General features: G+C 41.4%; 17 protein-coding genes and 2 pseudogenes. 11 read left to right on the forward strand and 8 right to left on the reverse strand.

Annotation, left to right across the window (positions count from 1 at the left end):
- Positions 1 to 8 precede the first annotated feature (8 nt).
- Positions 9 to 2,051: an elongation factor G gene (locus tag ACLFKQ_RS05745; RefSeq protein WP_448998893.1), complete on the reverse strand. Its 2,043-nt coding sequence runs from the start codon at positions 2,049 to 2,051 to the stop codon at positions 9 to 11.
- A 396-nt stretch (positions 2,052 to 2,447) separates the two neighbouring features.
- Between ACLFKQ_RS05745 and ACLFKQ_RS05750 the strand changes: the two genes are divergently transcribed.
- Entirely contained in the window at positions 2,448 to 2,771 is a 324-nt protein-coding gene (locus ACLFKQ_RS05750) for an antibiotic biosynthesis monooxygenase (RefSeq protein ID WP_448998894.1), read from the forward strand.
- 116 nt (positions 2,772 to 2,887) lie between these two features.
- Here the strand turns inward: ACLFKQ_RS05750 and ACLFKQ_RS05755 are convergent, their stop codons facing one another.
- On the reverse strand, positions 2,888 to 3,775 hold the full coding sequence (locus ACLFKQ_RS05755) for a LysR family transcriptional regulator (RefSeq protein ID WP_448998895.1): 888 nt from the start codon (positions 3,773 to 3,775) through the stop codon (positions 2,888 to 2,890).
- Positions 3,776 to 3,901: 126 nt separating this feature from the next.
- On the opposite strand from ACLFKQ_RS05755, the gene ACLFKQ_RS05760 reads away from it, so the two are divergent.
- The 3 genes from ACLFKQ_RS05760 (at position 3,902) to ACLFKQ_RS05770 (ending at position 7,132) form a co-directional block, all read left to right on the forward strand.
- The gene (locus ACLFKQ_RS05760; RefSeq protein ID WP_448998896.1) at positions 3,902 to 4,603 is read left to right on the forward strand and encodes a pirin family protein; all 702 of its coding nucleotides are present in this window, start codon (positions 3,902 to 3,904) and stop codon (positions 4,601 to 4,603) included.
- 603 nt (positions 4,604 to 5,206) lie between these two features.
- The gene (locus ACLFKQ_RS05765) at positions 5,207 to 5,662 is read left to right on the forward strand and encodes a response regulator (RefSeq protein ID WP_448998897.1); all 456 of its coding nucleotides are present in this window, start codon (positions 5,207 to 5,209) and stop codon (positions 5,660 to 5,662) included.
- A 45-nt stretch (positions 5,663 to 5,707) separates the two neighbouring features.
- Entirely contained in the window at positions 5,708 to 7,132 is a 1,425-nt protein-coding gene (locus tag ACLFKQ_RS05770; RefSeq protein ID WP_448998898.1) for a dihydrolipoyl dehydrogenase, read from the forward strand.
- A 68-nt stretch (positions 7,133 to 7,200) separates the two neighbouring features.
- Here the strand turns inward: ACLFKQ_RS05770 and ACLFKQ_RS05775 are convergent, their stop codons facing one another.
- The 5 genes from ACLFKQ_RS05775 to ACLFKQ_RS05795 form a co-directional block, all read right to left on the reverse strand.
- A complete protein-coding gene (locus ACLFKQ_RS05775) occupies positions 7,201 to 7,377 on the reverse strand; it encodes a hypothetical protein (RefSeq protein WP_448998899.1) in 177 nt (58 codons plus the stop codon).
- Between the two features lie 140 nt (positions 7,378 to 7,517).
- A complete protein-coding gene (locus ACLFKQ_RS05780) occupies positions 7,518 to 7,994 on the reverse strand; it encodes a beta-lactamase hydrolase domain-containing protein (RefSeq protein ID WP_448998900.1) in 477 nt (158 codons plus the stop codon).
- 37 nt (positions 7,995 to 8,031) lie between these two features.
- Entirely contained in the window at positions 8,032 to 9,012 is a 981-nt protein-coding gene (locus ACLFKQ_RS05785) for a rhodanese-like domain-containing protein (RefSeq protein ID WP_448998901.1), read from the reverse strand.
- Entirely contained in the window at positions 8,982 to 9,431 is a 450-nt protein-coding gene (locus ACLFKQ_RS05790; protein ID WP_448998902.1) for a hypothetical protein, read from the reverse strand. Before ACLFKQ_RS05790 ends, ACLFKQ_RS05785 begins: the two co-directional genes overlap by 31 nt.
- A gap of 264 nt (positions 9,432 to 9,695) precedes the next feature.
- Positions 9,696 to 10,193 carry a nucleoside deaminase gene (locus tag ACLFKQ_RS05795; RefSeq protein ID WP_448998903.1) on the reverse strand — a complete coding sequence of 166 codons (498 nt, stop codon included), beginning with the start codon at positions 10,191 to 10,193 and terminating at the stop codon, positions 9,696 to 9,698.
- Between the two features lie 95 nt (positions 10,194 to 10,288).
- Here ACLFKQ_RS05795 and ACLFKQ_RS05800 point away from each other — a divergent pair, with 95 nt between their 5' ends.
- The 6 genes and pseudogenes from ACLFKQ_RS05800 (at position 10,289) to ACLFKQ_RS05825 (ending at position 13,436) form a co-directional block, all read left to right on the forward strand.
- Positions 10,289 to 10,858: a hypothetical protein gene (locus ACLFKQ_RS05800; RefSeq protein WP_448998904.1), complete on the forward strand. Its 570-nt coding sequence runs from the start codon at positions 10,289 to 10,291 to the stop codon at positions 10,856 to 10,858.
- 17 nt (positions 10,859 to 10,875) lie between these two features.
- A complete protein-coding gene (locus ACLFKQ_RS05805) occupies positions 10,876 to 11,274 on the forward strand; it encodes a DUF2358 domain-containing protein (protein WP_448998905.1) in 399 nt (132 codons plus the stop codon).
- Positions 11,275 to 11,311: 37 nt separating this feature from the next.
- Complete coding sequence (locus tag ACLFKQ_RS05810) at positions 11,312 to 12,493, forward strand: TRC40/GET3/ArsA family transport-energizing ATPase (protein ID WP_448998906.1); 1,182 nt, start codon at positions 11,312 to 11,314, stop codon at positions 12,491 to 12,493.
- 94 nt (positions 12,494 to 12,587) lie between these two features.
- Positions 12,588 to 12,695: pseudogene (locus tag ACLFKQ_RS05815) on the forward strand (IS4 family transposase); the annotation flags it as partial.
- A pseudogene (locus tag ACLFKQ_RS05820) lies at positions 12,675 to 12,795 on the forward strand (IS4 family transposase); the annotation flags it as partial. The pseudogenes ACLFKQ_RS05815 and ACLFKQ_RS05820, both read left to right, overlap by 21 nt.
- Positions 12,796 to 12,878: 83 nt before the next feature.
- Positions 12,879 to 13,436 (forward strand): transposase, encoded by a 558-nt coding sequence (locus tag ACLFKQ_RS05825; protein ID WP_448998907.1) that lies wholly within the window; start codon positions 12,879 to 12,881, stop codon positions 13,434 to 13,436.
- A gap of 132 nt (positions 13,437 to 13,568) precedes the next feature.
- On the opposite strand, the gene ACLFKQ_RS05830 is transcribed toward ACLFKQ_RS05825, so the two are convergent.
- Positions 13,569 to 14,105, reverse strand: a complete 537-nt coding sequence (locus ACLFKQ_RS05830; protein WP_448998908.1) for a hypothetical protein — start codon at positions 14,103 to 14,105, stop codon at positions 13,569 to 13,571.
- A 477-nt stretch (positions 14,106 to 14,582) separates the two neighbouring features.
- Here ACLFKQ_RS05830 and crtD point away from each other — a divergent pair, with 477 nt between their 5' ends.
- Positions 14,583 to 16,160 carry a C-3',4' desaturase CrtD gene (crtD, locus tag ACLFKQ_RS05835; RefSeq protein WP_448998909.1) on the forward strand — a complete coding sequence of 526 codons (1,578 nt, stop codon included), beginning with the start codon at positions 14,583 to 14,585 and terminating at the stop codon, positions 16,158 to 16,160.
- Positions 16,161 to 16,236 lie beyond the last annotated feature (76 nt).

The raw sequence follows: 16,236 nt of genomic DNA on the forward strand, positions 1-16,236 counted from the left end.
CTAACGCCTTATTGTCCATTTTTAGATGCAGCTTCATCCAAAATGCCGTTAGCCAATTTATCGGGAACTTCTTCTAAATGATCGTATTTCCAGTCAAAGAATCCGACTCCTAGTGTGAGCGATCGCAATTCGACGATAAAATCGTGCATTTCGGCTTGGGGTAAGTAACCTGAGACTTTATCCCAACCCTTCCAATCGGGAATAGTGTCATAACCCAAAATTTGTCCCCTACGTCTGGTAATTAACTGTAAAGCTTTAGAGGTAAACTCAGAGGGAGCAGAAACCGCGATCGCCAAAACTGGTTCGAGCAGTACTGGTTTGCACTTGATCATTCCTTCTGACATCGCAATACGAGCGGCTTGTTTAAACGCCTGTTCCGAACTATCTACCGAGTGATAAGAACCATCAGTCAGGGTGACATCTACATCTACTACGGGAAACCCTAAAGGTCCCTGTTGGAGATATTCTCGCACTCCAGTTTCGACTCCAGGGATGTATTTTTTGGGAACCACGCCACCGACAATAGTTTGATGAAAATTAAAACCTTCGCCACGAGATAGAGGTTTAATATCTAGATAGACATCGCCAAAAGCACCGTGTCCGCCACTTTGATGTTTGTAACGACCGTGAGAATTAATCGAGCTACGGATAGTTTCTCTATAGGGTACTTGAGGTAAATTGGTACTCATAGGTAAGCCATACTTACGCCGTAGACGATCTAAAGCAACCTGAAGATGAATTTCTCCTTGTCCCCATAAAATTATTTCGCGAGTGTCGCCGTGTTGTTCCCAATACAACGAGGGGTCTTCCTCAAGTAAGTTGCTCAAGGCATTGCTCACTTTTACTTCATCTTGACGGTTTTCGGGCGCGATTGCCAGAGCATAGACGGGAGGAATTTTTTCTGCTTGGGGTAATGGCTTAAAAGGTTTGGTAGGAGGACAGTTAGTAAGAGAGTCTCCAGTTTGTGCTTTCTCAAGCCGACTAATAGCCACAATTTCTCCGATCTCAGCTTGGTTAATCGATTCTTGCTGTTGCCCCATCAAACGGTAAATACCGCCAATACGTTCGCCGTTTAAAACCATGCCGTCACTTAATTGTCCTTGCCAAACCCGAACTAAAGATAATTTTCCTTGGGGGGTAAAGTAGGTTTTTAAAACTTGAACTGTAGTCTCCTCATCGGCTGGAGTTTCTAGTCCGCGACGTTGGGAAGTAATATCGGGAGCGGGTGTTTCTTTGACTAAGGCATCGAGTAAGGGACGGACTCCATAATCTAATTCTGCCATTCCGCAGAAAACTGGTACGATTAAATCCGCACTTAAATCTTGTTTTAAATCGCGAATAATTTCTTCTTGGGGAGGCTCGATTTCTTCAATTAGTTCTTCTAGTAAATGGTCGTCAAAATCTGCCAGAGTTTCTAACATCTCTGTCCGCGCCATCGTTTCAGCTTCAGCTAAATGTTCGGGAATTGGTACGGGATCGGCAGGATTGCCTGGATGGTAGTGGTAAGCTTGTTCTGTAATTAAATCTATATAACCGATGCAATTACCTCCCTGACGGATGGGATATTGTTGGGGAACTAAGGGGCGACTAGAAACCTTTTTTAAAGCCTGTAGAATCTCCATGTAGTCATGAGCATTACGGTCTATTTTATTAATAAATACTAGATGGGGAATTTCCCAATCATCGAGGAACTTAAATAATGGCGACAGAGTTAAAACACGAGCGATCGCTGGTTCGCAAACGATTATTGCTGCACCGGCACCGATTAGAGCATTATAAGTTTCTTGAATAAATTCGACCGAACCAGGACAGTCTAAGAAAGTAAAATTAATATCTTGATAATCCGTACTCGCAACGGAAACTTCCACACTCATCGAGCGATCGCGTGCTTCTGCGGAATTATCTGATACGGTATTGCGATCTTTAATAGATCCTTTGCGTGTAATTGCTTTAGTAACAAATAGAATGCTTTCTAATAAAGTAGTTTTACCACTAGAATAGGGACCGACAATTGCCACATTACGAATATTCTTGTTGCTCTTTTTACTCATATCTACACCCCAATTAAAAATTAAATTTTTCCCATTCGAGATACTATTTGAATTGAAAATACTAGTATTTAACTATGTTTATAGGTATCTGCTAGCTTTTACCAGAACTTAAGCAAAAATTAATTGTTGGTTATTTTGACCTTAACTCTTTTTGGAATCACCAATGTATAACTTGTAATTTCTTTTAAAGTAAGTCCAAATAAAGCTCGAGTTAAACTAACAAATATTAAATCTTAATAAAAACTCGACCAATTGGATTTAGATTTATTCAAGCGATCGCTAGCTAGCCTATGGTTATCTATATTGTTGAGTTATTTAACAAATTCACCATTGAGACAGTTAAACCCAAGCATAAAATGTTAAAAATTAATATTTAATAATTAATAATCAAGTCTGATGCAGGAATTTCTCGATTTTCTCAAACACAAGTATGCCTATGTCGCTCTCGGCAAATTTAAATCGGGTCGATTTGCCGAAGCGCAAAGATTATACGAAAAAGCTGTTTCTACCTACACCAAAGGCTTTCAGGGAGCATATCTGCTTCAGAAACCAGGAACGGATGAAGGAATTGCCGTAATTATTTGGGAAAAAATTGATGACATGCAGGATAATCAAACTGAAGCATATAAGGCGATTTTAGAAGAAATGTCTCATTTATTTATCACCAAACCAGATACTTCTTTTTATGAAGTATGTAGTGAAATTGGTTTCGAGCAATAAAACCGATTGAAAGCGTTGTCTAAAAAAAGCTAAGTTGAGTTTGAAAACGAGGCGATCGCTGCTGTAATTTTTAAACTGTATCCTATTGCCAAGAATAATGCTCTGAGATGGAAAAATCAACTAGTAAAACACTGTTGAATAAATCGTGTAAATAGCTGAATTTTGGGAGAAAGATGGCGATTGACAGGATAGATGACCGATAAATTTAGTTGTGGGGGATAATATTCTGCTAGAATAACCTGCAACTTTCCTAGCTCTAACTCTCGTTCTACGATAAAAGCTGGCAGCATGACAATTCCCAAACCTTTTACAGCTACATCTCTGAGCATTTCTCCATTATTAGAGCAAAAAACCCCATCAATTGAAACTTGAAACTCTTCATTTCTATTAATAAATCGCCACTTACTACCACTTGCCAAATAACCATAGTGTAAACAAAAATGGTTTTGTAATTCATGGGGATGAGTTGGAATTCCTCGTGCTTTGAGATAGGTGGGTGCAGCACAAACCAAGCGTTTGAGTTTGGTAATCCTATGGGCTACGAAATTAGGAGAACTAGGAGAAGAACCAATACGAATGACTAAATCGTAACCCTCACTAATGGGATCTACAAAGCGATCTTCTAAAGTCAATTGGATTTTAAGCTCTCGATAAAGAGTCATAAACTCAGCTATTTTCGAACCCAAATAAGATATTCCAAAAGACATCGGAGCATTAATTTTGAGATTACCCTTGGGTTCGCTATGCTGTCGTGACACTGCTAGTTCTGCTTCTTCTAGCTCGCTTAAAATTTCGATACAGCGTTGATAGAAAGCTCTACCAGTATCTGTAGGCGTAACTTGACGGGTCGTACGGTAGAGTAATTGCACTCCCAAGCGATCTTCTAAATTAATTACCAATTTGTTGACAGCAGAACGAGACATCTGCATTTTTCTAGCAGCAGCAGCAAAGCCTTCTTCTTCTACTACCCGAACAAAGGCACGCATACTTTCAAACTTATCCATAACAATCCAGTATTGTAGAACAAATAGAAACACTGTGTCGATTTCATATATTATTGTCTATTTTAAAAAGACAATCCATAATATAACTAAGAACCAAATAATTCTCGGAAAAAGGAGGTGACAATTATGATTACCGTTCGTCCAGCCGATGCGAGGGGCAATGCCAATTTTGGTTGGCTTGATAGCAAACATACTTTTTCTTTTGGAAATTATTACGATCGCAACCACATGGGATTTGCCAGTTTGCGGGTGATTAATGAAGACAAAGTGCAACCTGGTGGCGGCTTTCCCACTCACAGCCATCGAGACATGGAAATTATTACCTACGTTTTAGCAGGAGAATTAGAACACAAAGATAGCATTGGTAAAGGTTCGGTAATTCGTCCCGGAGACGTACAAAGAATGTCTGCAGGTACGGGAATAGCCCACAGTGAGTTTAATGCTTCTGCTACGGATTTGGTTCACCTGTTGCAAATTTGGATTATGCCCAATAAAGTAGGAGTTCGACCGAGCTACGAGCAGAAACATTTTAACTCAGTCGAAAGACAAGGCAAGTTAAGATTAGTAGCTTCGTCCGATGGCAGAGAAAATTCGGTAACGATACATCAGGATGCTAATCTTTATATTACTTGTTTACAAAATGGCGATCGCGTCAATCATCATACCAGGAAAGATAGATCTTTATGGATCCAAGTAGCCAGAGGTTCGGTAGAAGTTAACGGTCAAAAACTTCAGGTTGGTGATGGTGCAGGGATTAATCAAGAAACAGAGCTGGCGATTGCAGCTAATGCGGATAATACTGAAATTTTGCTGTTCGATCTAGCTTGAAGACTGACAATACAATACTTCTCGGTTAAGCCATCGCGATCGATTGGTTGCGTCTGGAAAAAGGGAAAAAGACAAAAGGAAAAGATAGAGCTGACAACTTGCGTAGACTTTTTTCCTTTCACCTTTAACCCTACCCTTCCCGTAACATCAACAGCTAACTGGCATTCGTTAAACGAGAAGTATTGACTTACAATGTCAAATCCCATCATAAGTAATCAAAAGCGCAGTAAATTCGAATTAGGACGTGCAACTCATGCAAAAGATAGATGACGAACAGTTATTTTTTACAGGACTTACGCACTTCAGCATTGTAAACCTAGATTTACCGTTGCAAACTCGCTGCTCAAACAACGAAATTTCGTTCAACTGCGTAAGTCCTGTTTTATATGCTCACAGTTTTCTCAAAATTTTTTTTTACCCTAGAAACCAATGAAATTTGGCTCTGTTTGCTTAATTTATTAAACTTATCTGGTTTGACTGGTAAGGATAGAAGTATTTTCATAAAACTTTACCAGATCGAAGAGAAGTTAAACATGGAGTGCTAACTGAGCTTTTTCTCTTTAATTATTAACCTTTCTTAGTTGCACGACCAACTGTTGAGCCATGCAAGCGATCGAGAAAAAGGATTTTTTAAAACAAGACTTAGATAACCAATTAAACGATGAAACTTCCCTAATTTTGGCAGTAGATAATGACCGAGACAATTTGTTTTTGGTAAACTTAATACTTTCTTACTTAGGCTACGACTTAGTTATGTCTGCCAATACTCAAACCGCATTATCTATGGTCGAAAGAGATCGTCCAGACTTGATTCTGCTGGGAATTAATCTTCCAGGCACTAAAGAAATGGAGCTGCTTTGCCAACTCAAACAAGATTTACAGACTCGTTCCATACCTATATTTGCTCTGACAGCCATCTCAAATCCCGATTATCTAAATTATCTCTTGGATGCTGGCTGTGACTATTGCTTGGTTAAACCATATTTGCTTAAAGATTTACATAAAATAATTCGCGATCGCTACCAACTTTTACCGACCCGTTCGAAGCGATCGTTTTAACTAAAGATAATTGCAGAGCGCCAGGAAGAGTAAGGAGATGATTCGATGAGAAAGGTAAAAGTAGCAATTATCGGGGCGGGTACGGCTGGTCTGTCTGCGCGTAAAGAAGTAGCTAAAGTTACAGATAACTATTTGGTATTTGACGATGGGCCTTTGGGGACGACTTGTGCGCGGGTCGGATGTATGCCCTCGAAAGTTTTAATTCAGATAGCAAATGATTTTCATCGCCGACATCAGTTTGCATTAGAGGGAATTCACGGTGGAGACTCTTTACAACTATCTCAACGAGAAGTCATGGCTTATGTCCGTCGTTTGCGCGATCGCTTCGTGCAGTCAGTTGTGGGGTCATTTGAGTCTTGGCAGGATAAATTAGTCTCGCAACGGGCGCGATTTGTAAGTTCGCAAGTTTTACAAGTCGGAGAAGAACAGATTGAGGCAGAGGCAATTATAGTAGCCACGGGTTCGGAAAGTATCGTTCCTCAAGCCTGGGCTGATTTTCAGCATCGCTTTCTCACTTCAGAATCTATTTTCGAGCAACAAGAATTTCCTCAAAGCCTTTGTGCGATCGGACTGGGGGTAATCGGTATCGAGCTAGGGCAGGCTTTAAGAAGATTGGGTGTTAACGTAGAAGCTGTAACTCTGGGTAAATCCATCGGGGGACTGACTGACCCACAAATTCAAAATTACGCTTTAAAGGTCTTTCGTCAAGAATTTTCTATTAATACCCACGGTGTTAAAAATCTGCGAGAAGAACAAAATCAACTTTGGGTCGAAACAGATACGGGAACGATTCGAGCAGCACAAGCACTGGTGTCAATGGGTCGACGTCCTCGATTAAATGGACTCGGATTAGATCGACTTGGTTTAAAACTGAACAAAAATAAGCAACCCTATTTAGATTCTGGAACTTTTCAAATTAAAGAACAACCAATTTTTATTGTCGGAGATGTTAACGGTCAGCGTCCGGTACTGCATGAAGCTGCCGATGAAGGACGGATTGCTGGCTACAATGCAGTACGGATCGGAAAAACATCCGAATGCTTTCAACGCAGAGTAGCATTAACAGTGGTCTTTTGCGATCCCCAGATCGCTCTTGTAGGTCAAACTTACCAGCAACTCACCCAAAACCAGATTGATTTCGTCACGGGAAAGGTCTGCTTTGAGGGATACGGACGAGCGATCGTCAAACTAGAGGAAGTTGGACTAGTTCATATCTATGCAGAGCGAGATTCTGGACGCATTTTAGGTGCAGAACTATTTTGTCCTGATGCCGAACATTTAGCCCATCAACTTGCCTGGGTCATTTCCCTCAAACTAACGGTGGCTCAAGTATTAGCTTTGCCGTTCTATCATCCCGTAATGGAAGAAGGATTGAGAACTGCCTTGCGAGATGCGGCTTCGCAGATAGAAACTCAGCAACCTACTTTAGAAGTACTGCGCTGTGAAGAAACTATCGTACTGCGAGGATAATTGGGTTTCAAATTATTTAATCGAGAGGGTAAGAGAATGTGTCTGAGGAATTTTACTTTCTCAGAAATTCAATTTCTAGGAAACTCTCTGGGATAGTAATTCTCGCATCTTCCTCGAAACCAATCGTGCATTATTCCTCCTCTTACTCCCATCATGCTGCCCATAGCAATAAAACCAATTAGAAAAACCAGAACGACTCCCGATACAAAGCCTAATAAACCGTAAATTAAAGGTTGATTTTTCATAAAGATTGCGCCTTCGATGTCAGTTTAGATAAATTCTGAGAAGACCGATTACATCTGTAAGGTAAACTGCCCCCAATTGAGAATTAGAATTTTAGTAGTCAAGAAATTTTCTTCTCTGCAGCAACGAATGCTATTTATTTCTAAGTAGCAACGGATTCTTGCTCTCCTTTTTGATAGCGATCGACGTAGTTTTTGACAAAATCTTCTAGACGCGGCACATCACACTTAAAACCCATATCTTTAGCTTTTTGAAGCGTTTCTTCTCCCGTCATTCCTTCTGTTAGGGCAACATCCATCATGACAAAAGCTCCAGAGCGTCTTCCTGTATGACAGTGAACCAGAATCGGTTTTGGTAACTTGGCAGTTTCTTGACGAAAGCGATCGACCCGCTCGGAATCGAGATTTTCCCTAGAAACTGGCAAGTGTAGGTATTCCATTACCAAATCTCTGACTATTTCCCCCTCTTTTGAAGGAGACAGAGTTAAGTCTTGTTCCTCTGCGGTTCGTAAATTGACTACAGATTGAAAACCTTGTTGCTTAATTTCTGAGAAATCTTCTTTAGTAGGTTGAGTCCGACTAACGGTAAAGCGATCGCTAATTTTAATTAATTCTGACATGATAATCTCCTTTAATTTCAATCCAGTTTTGAGGCTTTTAGCCACTACCATTAACGGTTTCTAGTCCAGCTTGCTTCCAAGCACTCATTCCACCTAAAACATTAACTACATTTTGGTATCCGTGATGTTTGAGTAAACTGGCATTAACTGAAGAACGATAGCCGCTACCACAGACAAGTGCGACGGTTTTGTCTTGGGAAACTTCGCCATAGCGTTTGGGTAATTCTGCTCCTGTAATATGAGTTGCTCCTTTAATATGTCCAGAGCGCCATTCAGTTTTTTGTCGTACATCTAGCACCTGCAAATTATCTTGACGCTGGAGATGCCGATTTAAATCCCGCACACTCATCAAGGACATAAACTCTAATGCTTTTGCTGCGGTGCGCCAAGCTTTCATTCCCCCTGCCAACCAGCCTTTAGGCAAGTCGTAACCGATACGGAGTAACTGCCAGCAAACATCCCACAGATCTCTGGCTTTCTCTAACACTAAAATTATCGGTACATCTGGGGGTAAAATCGTACCCGCCCAAGTCGAAAAAGAAGAACCATAGCCGACGTTAAGCGCGCCAGGAATGTGACTGGCAAAAGCTTCTGGCGAGCGACAGTCTAAGACGATCGCGCCTTGAGAACGCAGGCGATCGAATTGCTCGACATCTAAAGCAGGAGGATTAGCTAAGACTCCCAACAAAGATGGTCCTTGCTGATTTTGTCGGCGCATTCGCGACCAATACGGCGGTACTGCGGGAAGTTCCTCTAAATTAAGGCACTGTTTGACAAACTCATCCTTAGAAGCAATGCTGGCTAACATCTGATTCATCCGTCGTTCGTAGCCAATAGTAGTTGAAAGACGACTGCCAATGCTACCGCCACAGAGAGAGCCAGCAACATGAGTCGGATACACTTCTACGTAATCTGGTAGTTTGAGAATTTTTTCCTGAAGTGTTTGGCAGAGTTCGCCAGCGTGCTGTTGAATCTCGTCTGCAGAACCTAATAAGTCGGGACGACCGACATCATCCACCAGTAGTGCGCCCTAGAAAGTAACAGGGCGGGCTCTTCGCCGCGAGAACGATCCGTTACCAATAGGCTAATGTGTTCGGGAGTATGACCTGGAGTATGCAAAACTTCAAAAACCACTTCGCCCATAGACAGGCGATCGCCATCTTCCATCGAACGCACCTGATAACCTAGATCGGCACGGGCACTGCCAATTAGCTGCACTTCCCCTCGTTGCGGCAACTCACAAATTCCAGTCAGATAGTCGTTGTGCTGGTGAGTATCGGCAGCATATTTAAGCTGCATTTGGTGAGAACGAGCTTCTTCAAAGTAAATGTCTACGTCTCGTCTAACATCTAATACTAAGGCTTCGCCCGTCTGTTCCGAGCCAATGAAATAGGAGGCATGACCGAGACTTTCTAAATAAAATTGCTTAAAATGCATTGTATTTACTTAAAATTACGCCAAAAGCTGACAAATTTATCGAAATATTGACCTAGATACGGTGGAATTTCCTTTCCTTTCCACTTCGTTTATTTACCGATAAAAGGCGAATCGTGGAGGAGTAAATTAGCTCTACTCTGAAGCTAAATTAAAAATTTGAGGAATCTGTGAGCGAGAAGCTGAAATTGCTAATTGGGTTTCAACTCCTCTAATCGGTCTTTAACCGTTAGCTCGCATTATTACCATATTCCTAGCTGACGGCTATTAAATTCTTTTATTAGCAAACCAAGTTTGCAATTGTTGGCGACATTCTAATTCTCTAATTCCCCCAATTACAGACAATCGATGATGGGAACTAGCACTATCTGGCAAATTAATGACGGTGCGAATTGCGCCCGTTTTAGGATCGCTGGCACCATAGACTAGCAGCCCTAGTCTAGCCTGGATAATAGCTCCAGCGCACATGGGACAGGGTTCTAAGGTCACATAAAGGGTACAGTTTTGTAGGTAGTAATTCTGGATGACTCGACAGGCATGACGAATTGCCAAAATTTCAGCGTGTGCCGTAGGATCGCCATCCCGTTCTTTGCTATTTCCGGACTCTGCAAGTAGGTTTCCCCTATTGTCTATAATTACCGCTCCGACGGGAACCTCTCCCTGTTTACCTGTAGTACTAGCTAACTCGATCGCGCGAAACATCCGTTGTCGATGCACTAAGTAAGCATCGTAGTTTAAATAGGTTGGCGATCTCTTACGGCTCATAAGAATCTATACAATTACCGACTTTATCCCTGTCAAAAACTATTAAACTGACTGTAACGTAAACTACTCAGCTAAGATTATACAGCGATCGCACCATGAACTCAGAAGAAATAGCTCCTATTCTGAACCAGCAGTTTCCCGATGCTACGGTCAAACACGAAACCAAAGATACTTGGCAAGTAGACCAAGAGCAAATGCACCTATTAGTAATTCTATCTGAGGATGGTTCTTGGTTGCGAATTTTGCTGCCCATTGCTTCGGCGGCAGAGGCTCAGTCTTTGCTAACACAATTATTAGTGGATAATTTCGATGTTACCCAACAAGCTCGTTATGCTCTATCTCAAGGGGTATTGTGGGGAGTATTTCACCATCGTCTGGCTAGTTTGACTACGGAAGATTTTATAAGTGCGATCGCCACTTTGGTTGCCCTATTAGAAAAGGGTTTAACTGAACCTTTCAATCAGTTAATCGAACAGCGCATCCGTCAAATTATTCAAGCCGCCAAACAACAAGGACAGAGTTTGGAAGCTACTTATCAAACCTTAGACAGATTCTATCAGGAAGGAATGCTCGGCGGTGTAGACCAAGACCCCAAACAGCGCGAACAATTTTTAGCTGCCTGGAAATATCAGTTACAAAGGTTGTGGTCGGAAGTAGAAGTTTGAGGGAAAAATAGCAAAAAATGGATATTGTTGAGATTTTAAAACAGGATTACCAAAGATTTCCAGAAAATCAGACCTATAGCATTTATGCCGATGATGTCTATTTTAAAGATCCTTTGAATGAATTTAGAGGTCGCGATCGCTATCAAAAGATGATTGGCTTTCTGGGTACTTTCTTTCAGCAGGTAAAAATGGATGTCCACCACATCAGCCGGCGTGACGAGATGATTAAGGTGGAATGGACTCTCAACCTGACTTCTCCCCTCCCTTGGCAACCTAGACTTTCCATTCCTGGTTGGACGGACTTAAAAGTAGATTCATCAGGAAAAATCATTTCTCACTTAGATCGCTGGCACATTTCGCCTTTTGATGTTTTGCTACAGAATTTTGGCGTAAAAAAGCTAGACAATGATAAGTAATGTAAATATATAGATATACAATCTAAGCTAAATTTCGATGCGTGTAATTTTAATGACTGGAAAAGGAGGAGTTGGCAAAACCTCCGTAGCGGCTGCAACTGGCTTGCGCTGTTCCGAATTGGGATATAAAACTTTAGTATTGAGTACCGACCCCGCTCATTCTCTGGCTGATAGCTTCGATGTGGAGTTAGGACACGATCCGGTATCAGTGCGACCCAATCTTTGGGGTGCAGAGTTAGATGCACTTAGAGAATTAGAAGGTAACTGGGGTGCGGTCAAGCGTTACATCACTCAGGTTTTACAAGCTAGAGGCTTAGACGGCGTTCAAGCCGAAGAACTAGCAATTTTGCCCGGCATGGACGAAATTTTTGGTTTGGTGAGAATGAAACGTCACTACGACGAAGGGGATTATGAGATTTTAATTATCGATTCTGCACCAACAGGTACGGCATTGAGATTGCTCAGTCTTCCTGAAGTCGGCGGCTGGTATATGAGACGTTTTTACAAACCCTTACAGGGAATGTCAGCAGCTTTACGACCATTATTCGAACCTTTATTCAAGCCAATTACGGGTTTTTCTCTGCCCGATAATGAAGTAATGGATGCTCCCTATGAATTTTACCAACAGATCGAGGCTCTAGAAAAAGTCTTAACCGATAATACTCAAACCTCGGTACGTTTGGTGATGAATCCCGAACGGATGGTCATTAAAGAATCCCTACGGGCTCATGCCTACCTAAGCTTATATAATGTCGCCACAGATTTAGTCATTGCCAACCGCATTCTGCCCGAGGAAGTTAACGATCCTTTTTTTCAACGTTGGAAAACCAATCAAAATACTTACAAACAAGAAATTTACGATAATTTTCATCCTCTACCTGTAAAAGAAGCACCCCTATTTTCCGAAGAAATGTGTGGTTTGGCAGCTCTAGAAAAACTCAAAGAAATTCTCTATCAGGATGAGGATCCTACCCAGGTATATTATCAAGAGAATACGGTAAAAATAGTTCGGGAGCTGGATAACTATAGTCTACATTTATATTTACCTGGTATTCCCAAAGAACGGATTCAATTAAATAAAACCGGAGACGAACTAAATATCAGAATTGGCAATCATCGCCGCAATTTAGTTTTACCCCAGGCATTGGCAGCACTACAACCTGCTGGTGCCAAGATCGATGAGGATTATTTAAAAATTAACTTCAAAGATGTAACGTAGACCTCTGGACAGGACAAAAAAAGATAAAAAGCTTGCAAAGCTCTATGGGAAGTGGGTTTGATGAAAAAGTACCACACTAAATCAACAGACCCTCATGAATCAGGTTATCCTACTTCGACAAACCTTGAAACCACTTTTAGGCTGGCATGGCGCAAGAGTGAGCTTTCTGGCTTTGTTTTTAATTGTTTTTGCTCATCTTCAACCAGGACAGACTCAAATCTTATCTGGCAAGCGACTTGCTTTGGGGACGTTTGGTTTATGTTTCTGCTCTACGTCTAGATAATGGCAAGCTCTTGATTGTCAAAGCCAAAACCCCGAACTTTGGTCGCCCCTGCCTACAGAAATCCGAGAGTTACAGGCTTTAGTTAGACGGCTAGATGATTTAATGGAAATGCGTCATCAAGAGATGAATCGAATCAAAGCCAGTTGCCACCTAGAATCAGTTCAAGACTCTTTAGAAAATCTAGTTGAGTATCTTGAGGAGCAAATTCAAACTATCAAAAATCTAATTGGGCAACACATTCAAAAACACCCACTTTTGCTAGAGCAAAAAGAATTACTCCTCTCGATTCCTGGAATTGCAGAGATTACTGCTGCTAAACTTTTAGCAGAAATACCCAATCTCAAAAATTATAAAACTGCTCGTCAAGCTGCTGCCTATGCTGGATTAACTACTCAACAAAGAGTTTCTGGAACTTCAGTACAAGGTAAGTCCTGCTTGTCGAAAAAAGGTAATTCCCGAGTAGGTAAAGCTCTTTATATGCCAGCAGTTGTCGCTCAACGGCATAATCCTATTATTCAGCAGTTTCGCGATCGTCTACGTCAAAAAGGAAAACATCCAATGGCTATTTTAGGCGCACTCATGCGTAAATTACTTCATATTGCTTATGGAGTCATTAAAACTGGCAAGCCTTTCGATCCTAATTACTGTCAGATTGCTTGACCTTTAAGACGGTATCTGTACTTAGAACGTAGACTTCAATTAAGTAGCAAGTTCCTACAACTTACCAAAAAAATAGCAGAGCGATCGCCCTGCATTGATTAAATAAATTTAATTCTCTTTAAAATCTAAAACCTATGGTCGATCTTCCATAGCTCCCTGGAAGGCTTTAGAAGTCTCTTCGGGTAATCTTTCGACATTTTTCTTGAGATTAGCTGCTTTATCTTGAGTAGCATTGACTAGCTCATCTTTACGCTCTCCTAGCTTCTGAGGAATTTCCTTTTGAGCTCGTTTAACAGATTTGGTAGCGCCACTACCAATTTCCTCAGCATAATCACCTATATCATCTTGACTTTTTTGAGTTTGGCGTTTAGATTGATTAATCAACTCTTCAGCTCTTTCATTAACGGTTTTACCGCTAGATTTCAACGGTTGGTCGTAGCGACGATCGTCATTGTAATTGTTCATGCCGCCTTTGGCCGATTGGTTAGTATCGAGGGCATCATAACCGCGATCGCTTTGAGCAGTTATTTCTTCGGTGATAGTTTTATCCGAAGCAGTTCTAGGACCTTGATTACAAGCGGTACTAAAAAGTAATAAAGTACTAGCCAAAAAGACAATTAATAGATTGCGGAGTTGCAACGAACGAATTAGATTAATAATTCTTTTCATATTTTCAGTTCCTCTAAACAATGTTAAATTTTGAATTTCTAATTTCCACTTTACATTTCGCCGGAAGACGAGATGTGCAATGATAAACCGAATAGAAACGAGCCGAGTATGGCTGGAAAAAGTTGAATATTACTTGACAGTATTAAATATTCGACCTAATAAAGAAGGTATTTATTTATCTACCAACTCTAACAGTATAAATAAACGATTGATTATTACCTCTATCTAAAGTCAAGTTGTGGAAATGCTTTGAAAAAACACGATTTCCAACTATTAGTAGATAAATCTCTCGCCGGATGCTATTTACGCCTTCAATTCATACTTAAAAGTTAAGTAGTTTTAATTAAAAAGTAAACCATAGTTTAAAAAAAATTGAAATTCACCTAAGATAGTTCTTCGTCATCAGTAACCCCCTCGATCTGTTGCCTAAAAACTTGTCATAATCAATATATTAAGAAATGTAAAAAAGATTAATTCATGGCGATCGCTGCAAATCTAAAACACAAATCTTCTCTAGTTGTTATTGGCGCGGGAATAGGCGGTTTGACGGCTGGAGCTTTACTCGCTAAGGGTGGTTACCAGGTTACAATTTACGATGGAGCCTTCGTTCCTGGGGGCTGCGCCTCTACTTTCAATCGTCGCGGTTTTACTTTTGATGTCGGTGCGACTCAAGTAGCGGGTTTAGAACTAGGCGGTATTCACCATCGTATTTTTCAAGAGTTAGACATCGAACTTCCCCCAGCCAGCTACTGCGATCCTGCTTGTGCGGTATTTTTGCCTGGAGAAAGCCAACCAATCAACGTGTGGCGCGATGCCGCAAAATGGCGAAAAGAGAGAAACAAACAGTTTCCTGGTAGCGAACCGTTTTGGCAATTAATCAGCCGTTTGCTCGAGGCTAGTTGGCAGTTTCAAGCACGAGATCCAGTGTTGCCGCCTCGTAATCTCTGGGATTTGTGGCAGCTAGTTTCAGCAGTCAGATTAAATACTCTGATTACCGTACCTTTTACTCTGATGACCGTAGGAGATGCTCTCAAACTCTACGGCTTAGATGATGATAAACGCCTGAAGACTTTTCTCGATTTGCAACTCAAGCTCTACTCCCAGGTAAATGCCGATGAAACCGCACTGTTATACGCAGCTACGGCTTTAGCAGTGTCTCAATCTCCCCGAGGATTATTTCATCTTCAAGGTAGCATGCAGGTGTTGAGCGATCGCCTGGTAGTAGGTCTAGAAAAATATGGCGGTAAACTATTAATGCGCCACAGTGTCGAACGAATTCACACTCAAGCAGGTAAGGTAACTGGAGTAACGGTACGCAACCAAAAGACGGGCGAAACTCAAACTACACCAGCAGACAAAATTGTTGCTAACGTCACCGTTCAGAATTTAATGGAACTATTAGACACCAATAGTTTCTCTGGTTCGAGATGGAGAAGCCAGTTAGTCGAGAATTACCAACGCCGAGTCGACAAGTCACCGCAACCATCGGGAGCATTTGTAGTTTACCTCGGTGTCAAACGGGAAGCCATTCCCGATAATTGTCCCCCTCACCTCCAGTTTCTTTACGATCGAGAAGGCATTATTGGCGAAAATAATTCACTGTTTGTTTCGGTGAGCAAACCTGGAGACGGACGCGCCCCAGAAGGCTGTGCTACGATTATCGCCTCTACTTTTACCCATATCGATTTGTGGTGGAAGGGAACCGAAGCAGATTATCATCATCTCAAGGAACAGTATACTCAAGAAGCGATCGCCAGATTAGGGACTTATTTCGATCTTACTGACGACAAGATAATTCATGTCGAGGCTGCTACCCCTCGTACGTTTCAGAAATTCACCTTGAGAGCCAAAGGTATAGTGGGCGGTATGGGACAGCGAGTAGCGACTTTTGGACCTTTTGGTTTTGCCAACCGCACCCCGATTAAAAATTTGTGGTTGGTAGGAGACTCTACTCATCCTGGTGAAGGTACGGCAGGAGTAAGTTATTCAGCCTTAACGGTAGTCAGACAAATAACTCAATCGGTCGCTGGATGTAAAATCCAGCGCTGCGATTGAGCGTTGCTCAAGATTAATACGGTAATTAAATTATTCGGCTTTAGGGGATTACGTCTAAAATCAATGCTGCGATCGC

It is taken from the genome of Myxosarcina sp. GI1(2024), assembly GCF_053543375.1.

What these genes read in the sequence shown, in the direction of transcription:
- ACLFKQ_RS05805 (WP_448998905.1), top strand. Translation starts at nt 10,876, where the DNA reads ATGGATATTGTTGAGATTTTAAAACAGGATTACCAAAGATTTCCAGAA.
- ACLFKQ_RS05760 (WP_448998896.1), top strand. Translation starts at nt 3,902, where the DNA reads ATGATTACCGTTCGTCCAGCCGATGCGAGGGGCAATGCCAATTTTGGT.
- ACLFKQ_RS05800 (WP_448998904.1), top strand. Translation starts at nt 10,289, where the DNA reads ATGAACTCAGAAGAAATAGCTCCTATTCTGAACCAGCAGTTTCCCGAT.
- ACLFKQ_RS05745 (WP_448998893.1), bottom strand. Translation starts at nt 2,051, where the DNA reads ATGAGTAAAAAGAGCAACAAGAATATTCGTAATGTGGCAATTGTCGGT.
- ACLFKQ_RS05825 (WP_448998907.1), top strand. Translation starts at nt 12,879, where the DNA reads ATGGAAATGCGTCATCAAGAGATGAATCGAATCAAAGCCAGTTGCCAC.
- ACLFKQ_RS05750 (WP_448998894.1), top strand. Translation starts at nt 2,448, where the DNA reads ATGCAGGAATTTCTCGATTTTCTCAAACACAAGTATGCCTATGTCGCT.
- ACLFKQ_RS05790 (WP_448998902.1), bottom strand. Translation starts at nt 9,431, where the DNA reads ATGCATTTTAAGCAATTTTATTTAGAAAGTCTCGGTCATGCCTCCTAT.
- ACLFKQ_RS05770 (WP_448998898.1), top strand. Translation starts at nt 5,708, where the DNA reads ATGAGAAAGGTAAAAGTAGCAATTATCGGGGCGGGTACGGCTGGTCTG.
- ACLFKQ_RS05830 (WP_448998908.1), bottom strand. Translation starts at nt 14,105, where the DNA reads ATGAAAAGAATTATTAATCTAATTCGTTCGTTGCAACTCCGCAATCTA.
- ACLFKQ_RS05810 (WP_448998906.1), top strand. Translation starts at nt 11,312, where the DNA reads ATGCGTGTAATTTTAATGACTGGAAAAGGAGGAGTTGGCAAAACCTCC.
- ACLFKQ_RS05765 (WP_448998897.1), top strand. Translation starts at nt 5,207, where the DNA reads ATGCAAGCGATCGAGAAAAAGGATTTTTTAAAACAAGACTTAGATAAC.
- ACLFKQ_RS05795 (WP_448998903.1), bottom strand. Translation starts at nt 10,193, where the DNA reads ATGAGCCGTAAGAGATCGCCAACCTATTTAAACTACGATGCTTACTTA.
- ACLFKQ_RS05775 (WP_448998899.1), bottom strand. Translation starts at nt 7,377, where the DNA reads ATGAAAAATCAACCTTTAATTTACGGTTTATTAGGCTTTGTATCGGGA.
- crtD (WP_448998909.1), top strand. Translation starts at nt 14,583, where the DNA reads ATGGCGATCGCTGCAAATCTAAAACACAAATCTTCTCTAGTTGTTATT.
- ACLFKQ_RS05780 (WP_448998900.1), bottom strand. Translation starts at nt 7,994, where the DNA reads ATGTCAGAATTAATTAAAATTAGCGATCGCTTTACCGTTAGTCGGACT.
- ACLFKQ_RS05755 (WP_448998895.1), bottom strand. Translation starts at nt 3,775, where the DNA reads ATGGATAAGTTTGAAAGTATGCGTGCCTTTGTTCGGGTAGTAGAAGAA.